This is a genomic window from Microvirgula curvata (assembly GCF_054781615.1).
This window is the reverse complement of sequence record NZ_BAAGUB010000019.1, coordinates 43601-49858: the sequence shown is the minus strand read 5'-3', so window position 1 is coordinate 49858 and position 6258 is coordinate 43601. Positions and strand designations below refer to the sequence as shown.

The following is a 6258-nucleotide window of genomic DNA, read 5'->3' as shown; positions in this document are numbered from 1 at the left end:
AGTCAGCGCGTGCGCTACCTGCCCGGGCTGGAGCTGCGCGATACCACGCAGACCCCGGATGGCGGCAGCGCCAGTACGGTCGAAACCCTGCAACTGCTGCAACTCGACGGCAGCGGCCGGCTGTCGGTTCGCGCGCTGCACTGGACGCTCGGTCAGCCGGCCGATATCGCCAATGACGGACTGCGCTACAGCCTGGCCGATCCGGTCGGCTCCTCATTGCTGGAGCTGGACGCCGCCGCCGCGGTTGTCAGCTGGGAAGCGTATTACCCGTATGGCGGCACTGCCGCCTGGGCCGCGCGCAGCGACAGCGAGGTCAGCTATAAATTCGTGCGTTATTCGGGCAAGGAGCGCGATGCCAGCGGCCTGTATGCGTATGGTTTGCGCTATTACGCGCCATGGCTCGGGCGCTGGATCAATCCCGATCCGGGGGGCACCATTGATGGCCTGAATCTGTTCCGCATGGTCAGCAATAATCCGCTGACGTTGCGTGACCGGAGTGGGTTGAGGGGCTCCGGATATATATACGTTCCTTTTCTCAGTCGCGATACCGTAGACATCGCTATTGCACTGTATACACAGAAGTATGCCGTAAACAAAAAACCTGACATTGTTGTATTTTCTTCAAGGAATGAACAGCTGGATTTTTATGAAGAACTAAAGAAGAGGCGCTCTGATTTCGCAGCGGCAATGGGGAAAAGTTTATTTGAAAAATACAACACGTCAGATTTGTCAAGAAAATCACTTTTGAATGCCGGCGTAAAGGAAACGGAAATCAAATCCACCATAATGAGCATAGGGAACTATCTTGCCATAAACAGCATGACCTTGATGAATCAGCAGGATGACGAGATATTCAGTGAAATTTCAATTGGAGACAAGTTAAAAATCATTGGCCACGGCAGTGCCGGGTCAGCAGAAATCAGCAGTGGGGGATTGAAGTCGGTGACTTTATCCATGCATGAATTGGCCGAACGCCTTGATTTTTCCGGTCTGCCTGACCAGGCATTGCAAATCACATTACTGCCGTGCCAGTCCGGCGACGAACTTCTTGAGCCTGTTTTTATTGAAGGGAAAAGTCCGTTTATGCGCACACGCCCTTCTGCTGCAGAATCTTTATTTTATGAAATGCAGGCACGGGGTTACAGGAGAGTAACGACAGCCGGATATCGCGGATTTGGGCAAATTCGCGGATTTCTGGAATCAACTGGCAGTCACCATACCCAGCGCAAGCCAAATTCCATTACGGCAAGCGACGATATTGTCCGCCGACGGGATGCAAAAGAAATTTTTTGCTAAGCGGCATGCTGAGCACTCAATGTGCTTGCGTCACCAACTGCTCGCGTTTCGCCAGCGACGGGAACAGCCGCATCCACAGCACCACCACCAGCAGCGTGCCGGCGCCGCCGATCACCACCGACGGCACGGTGCCGACCAGTGCCGCCGTCGCGCCGGACTCGAATTCCCCCAGTTGATTCGACGCGCCGATAAACAGCATGTTGACCGCGCTGACCCGGCCGCGCATCTCGTCCGGTGTTTCCAGCTGGATAAACGCGCTGCGGATGACCACGCTGATCATGTCGGAAGCGCCAAGGACAACCAGTGCCGCCAGCGACAGCGGGAAACTCGACGACAGGCCGAACACGATGGTGGACAGACCGAATACCGCGACAGCCATGAACATGACCCTGCCGACCCGGTGTCGTGGCGGATGGCGCGCCAGCCACAACGACATCAGCAGTGCGCCGATGCCCGGTGCCGAACGCAGCAGGCCGAGCCCCATCGGGCCGGCATGCAGGATGTCGCGGGCGAACACCGGCAGCAGTGCGGTGGCACCGCCCAGCAGCACGGCGAACATGTCCAGCGAAATGGCACCGAGGATGTCCGGCCGACTGCGGATAAAGCGGATGCCGGCCAGAAAAGTGTCGAGGCTGGCGGCCTGGGCCGGCGCGGCGGTGGCCGGTCGCGGACGCAGCAGCTGGTTCAGCACGCAGGCCAGCAGATAGCAGCCGCCGCCGAGCAGATAGACTTCGCCGGGACCGATCGCATACAGGAAGCCGCCGAGCGCCGGGGCGACGATGGTGGCCAGTTCGTTGGCCGACGCGTTGGCAGCGATGGCCCGTGGCAGCACGGCCGTCGGCAGCAGCATCGGCAGCAGCGCCTGCGAGGTCGGTTGCTCGAACGCCCGCGCCGCCCCCATGATGAATGCGGCCAGGAACACCCACTCCCGGGTCAGCCCGCCGCTGAAGACGCCATGGGCCAGCGACAGCGCGCTCAGTGCCTGCAGCAGCTGGGCGATACCGACCACGCGGCGGCGGTCGTAGCGGTCGGCGACATGGCCGATCACCAGCACCAGCGCGATACGTGGCAGGAACTGGATCAGTCCGACCAGGCCAAGGTCAAAGACATTGTGGGTCAGCGAATACACTTGCCAGCCGATCGCGACCGACAGCACCTGAAAAGCGCTGGTGGTCAGCAGTCTGGCCAGCCAGAAAGAGACAAAGTCGGGCAGCCGGCGCAATGGCGTCGAGTCGTCGAAAGTCATGGGAAGCGGGCCCGGGGTCAGTCGCGGATCGGGGTGCCGGCTGCGGCGGCACGCACATATTGCGGTGGCCACGGGACTTCCTGCCCCAGCACCTCGGCAGCATGCAGCGGCCAGTGCGGCTGGCGCAGCAGTTCGCGTGCCAGCCATACCATGTCGGCCTGTCCGCTGCGCACGATATGGTCAGCCTGTGCCGGCGAGGTAATCATGCCGACCGTCGCCACCGGTACGCCGGCGCGATGGCGGGCATCGGCGGCAAACGCGGTCTGGTAGCCCGGGCCGACCGGGATGGCGGCATGGGGCACCAGTCCGCCGGACGACATGTCGATCAGGTCGGCGCCATCGGCTTTCAGCAGCCGGGACAGTTCGACCGATTCATCCGGTGTCCAGCCGCCTTCGGCCCAGTCGGTGGCTGACAGGCGGACGAACAGCGGCAGCGAGGCCGGCCAGACATCGCGCACCGCACGGACCACCTCCCGCGTCAGCCGGGTGCGATTGCCGAAGCCACCACCGTAGTCGTCGCTGCGGCGATTGCTCAGCGGGGACAGGAACTGGTGCAGCAGATAACCATGGGCGGCATGGATTTCGACCACCCGGAAGCCGGCCTGGCGGGCGCGGATGGCCGCCGCGGCGAAGTCGGCGACGATGGCCCCGATCTCACCGGTGCTCAGGGCCTTCGGGGTGGCATGGTCGCTGAAGGCGACAGCGGCCGGCGCCACCGTGGGCCAGCCTCCGTCTTCGATGCCGATCGTGCCGCGCCGCGCATCCCAGGGCCGGTGGGTGCTGGCCTTGCGGCCGGCGTGGGCCAGCTGGATACCGGCCACGCTGCCCTGCCCGGCGATAAAGTCGACAATGCGCGCCAGGGGCGCAATCTGCCCGGCGTTCCACAGGCCGAGATCCTGCGGGCTGATGCGTCCGCCGGGTGACACCGCGACCGCCTCGCTCATCACCAGCCCGGCCCCGCCCCGTGCCAGTCCACCCAGATGAACCAGGTGCCAGTCGTTGGCCAGCCCGTCACAGGCTGAGTACTGACACATCGGCGAGACGCCGATGCGGTTGGCAAACGTGACGTCACGCAGCGAAAACGGAGTGAACAGATGAGCCATGGTGTCGGCGAATCAATGAAATATTAGCGTCAAAGTGTAGGACCAAAGTGGCCGGACCGGTCAGCTAATTTGACGGAAAGCAGCAGCAGGCAAGGCCGCGCGCAGTCTGCCCCACGCACAAACCGGCCAGACGGCCGGCTTGTGCGTGGGAGGAGTCGGGGGATTACTTCCCGGACAGCAGGCTGGCGATGTCCTTTGCCTCCCAGTGCGGGAAGTAACGCCGGACCAGCGCATTGAGCTCCTGCTCGAAAGCCCGGTAGTGTGCGAGCTCCTGCTCCGCCGTGCGCGGCTGACCGTCCCCGCCTGCCCTCACCGCAGCACGGATCATGCCGGCTGCGACCGTGGTATTGCTGAGGCGGTCGATGACGATCAGGCTGCCAGTGGCGCGGCACTCTGCATACAGGTCGAACGCAACCGGTGCGTCCAGCTCGATGCGCACGCGGGCGATCTCGTTCAGCTGCAGCAGATCGGCCGGATGCGGCTGCATGGTGTTGACATCGATCCGCTTGTGGATCGCCGCCACCCGGCCGGCCACCTGCTTGCCGCCCAGTTTGAACACATAACCCTTGCCCGGGCTCAGCGGCGTGGCATCCATCCAGACCAGCGACGCGTCGAAGGCGGCCGCAACCTGCGGCAGCGCTTCACCGTCGTGAACGATCATGTCGCCGCGCGAGATGTCGATCTCGTCCGCCAGCGTCAGCGTGATTGCCTGACCGGCGAAGGCAACATCGAGATCACCGTCCGCGGTCACGATGCGTGCAACCCGGCTCCGGCGTCCGGACGGCAGCGCAGTGATCGCGTCGCCGGGGCGGATTTCACCCGAGGCGATCGTGCCGCAGAAGCCACGGAAATCCAGGTTCGGCCGGTTCACGTACTGCACCGGCAGCCGGAAGGCGCTCTGTGCGGCACGGTCGCCGACGTCGACGCTGTCTAGCAGCGACATCAGGGTCGGACCGTCGTACCACGGCGTGTGTTCGCTGGCAGTAACGACATTGTCGCCACGCAGCGCCGAGATCGGCACGAAGCGGATGTCGGGAATGTCGAGCTGGCCGGCAAAGGCGAGGTAGCCATCGCGAATGTCGTTGAACACCTGCTGGTCAAAATCGAGCAGGTCCATCTTGTTCACCGCGACGATCACATGGCGCAAGCCAAGCAGGCTGACGATAAAGCTGTGCCGGCGGGTCTGGGTCTGCACGCCGTAGCGGGCATCGATAAGGATAATGGCCAGATCGCTGGTCGAGGCACCGGTGGCCATATTGCGGGTGTACTGCTCGTGTCCCGGGCAGTCGGCGATGATGAACTTGCGCTTGTCGGTGCTGAAGTAGCGGTAGGCGACATCGATGGTGATGCCCTGCTCGCGCTCGGCCTGCAGCCCGTCGACCAGCAGCGCCAGGTCGATTTCACCGTCGGTGGTGTTGTACTTTTTCGAGTCGCGGGCAATGGCCGCCAGATGGTCCTCGAAAATCAGTTTGGAATCGTGCAGCAGCCGACCGATCAGCGTGGATTTGCCGTCATCGACGTTGCCGCAGGTAATGAAGCGCAACAGGTCCTTGTTCTCGTGCTGCTTCAGGTAGCCGCCGATATCGTGGGCGATGAGTTCGGATTGGTGCGCCATTCAGAAATACCCTTCGATTTTTTTCTTTTCCATCGAGCCGGACTGGTCGTGGTCGATGGCCCGGCCCTGGCGTTCGCTGGTCCGCGTCAGCAGCATTTCCTGGATGATCTCCGGCAGCGTCGCGGCGGTGGATTCGACCGCACCGGTCAGCGGGTAACAGCCAAGGGTACGGAAGCGCACCGAACGCCACTCGGGGGTTTCACCCGGATTCAGCGGCAGGCGGTCGTCGTCGACCATGATCAGCATGCCGTCGCGCTCGACCACCGGTCGTTTTGCTGCGTAGTACAGCGGAACGATGTCGATGTTTTCCAGGTAGATGTATTGCCAGATGTCGAGCTCGGTCCAGTTTGACAGCGGGAACACGCGGATCGATTCGCCCGGATTGTGGCGGCTGTTGTAGAGGTTCCACAGTTCCGGCCGCTGGTTCTTCGGGTCCCAGCGGTGGTTCTTGTCACGGAACGAATACACCCGCTCCTTGGCACGCGACTTTTCTTCGTCGCGACGGGCGCCACCAAAGGCTGCGTCGAAGCCGTACTGGCTCAGCGCCTGCTTCAGGGCATCGGTTTTCATCACGTCGGTATAGCGCGCGCTGCCATGCGTAAACGGCGTGACGCCCTGCGCCAGCCCTTCGGCATTGGTGTGTACCAGCAGCTTGAAGCCGTAGCGTTCCGCCATCTTGTCGCGGAAGGTGATCATGTCGTGGAATTTCCACGTTGTGTCGACATGCAGCAACGGGAACGGCAGCTTGCCGGGATAGAAGGCCTTGGCCGCCAGATGCAGCATCACGGCCGAGTCCTTGCCGATCGAATACAGCATGACCGGATTGTCGAATTCCGCAGCCACTTCCCGGATGATATGGATGGCTTCCGCTTCAAGTTGCTTCAGATGCGTGAGCCGGTGCTCGGAGAGATGCATGTTGCGCCTGTTCTGTAATCGCGAAACGATAGTTCGCAATGTACCGGCGCTGGCGTTCGCGCGCTAATCCATTTAGCCATAAC

The 6258-nt window shown here is 62.3% G+C and carries 5 protein-coding genes; 1 reads left to right on the top strand and 4 read right to left on the bottom strand.

The window, feature by feature from the left end:
* The coding region (locus ACYVG8_RS09765; protein WP_460745651.1) for an RHS repeat-associated core domain-containing protein at positions 1 to 1296 on the top strand (1296 nt) is incomplete at its 5' end.
* Between the two features lie 16 nt (positions 1297 to 1312).
* Here the strand turns inward: ACYVG8_RS09765 and ACYVG8_RS09760 are convergent.
* From ACYVG8_RS09760 to cysD, 4 genes are all read right to left on the bottom strand, one after another.
* Positions 1313 to 2542, bottom strand: a complete 1230-nt coding sequence (locus tag ACYVG8_RS09760; protein ID WP_460745649.1) for an MFS transporter — start codon at positions 2540 to 2542, stop codon at positions 1313 to 1315.
* Between the two features lie 17 nt (positions 2543 to 2559).
* Positions 2560 to 3645 (bottom strand): NADH:flavin oxidoreductase/NADH oxidase, encoded by a 1086-nt coding sequence (locus ACYVG8_RS09755; RefSeq protein ID WP_028500161.1) that lies wholly within the window; start codon positions 3643 to 3645, stop codon positions 2560 to 2562.
* Between the two features lie 163 nt (positions 3646 to 3808).
* Entirely contained in the window at positions 3809 to 5260 is a 1452-nt protein-coding gene (gene cysN / locus ACYVG8_RS09750) for a sulfate adenylyltransferase subunit CysN (protein ID WP_460745648.1), read from the bottom strand.
* Positions 5261 to 6205 (bottom strand): sulfate adenylyltransferase subunit CysD, encoded by a 945-nt coding sequence (cysD, locus tag ACYVG8_RS09745; RefSeq protein WP_255420251.1) that lies wholly within the window; start codon positions 6203 to 6205, stop codon positions 5261 to 5263. It lies immediately after the preceding gene.
* Positions 6206 to 6258 lie beyond the last annotated feature (53 nt).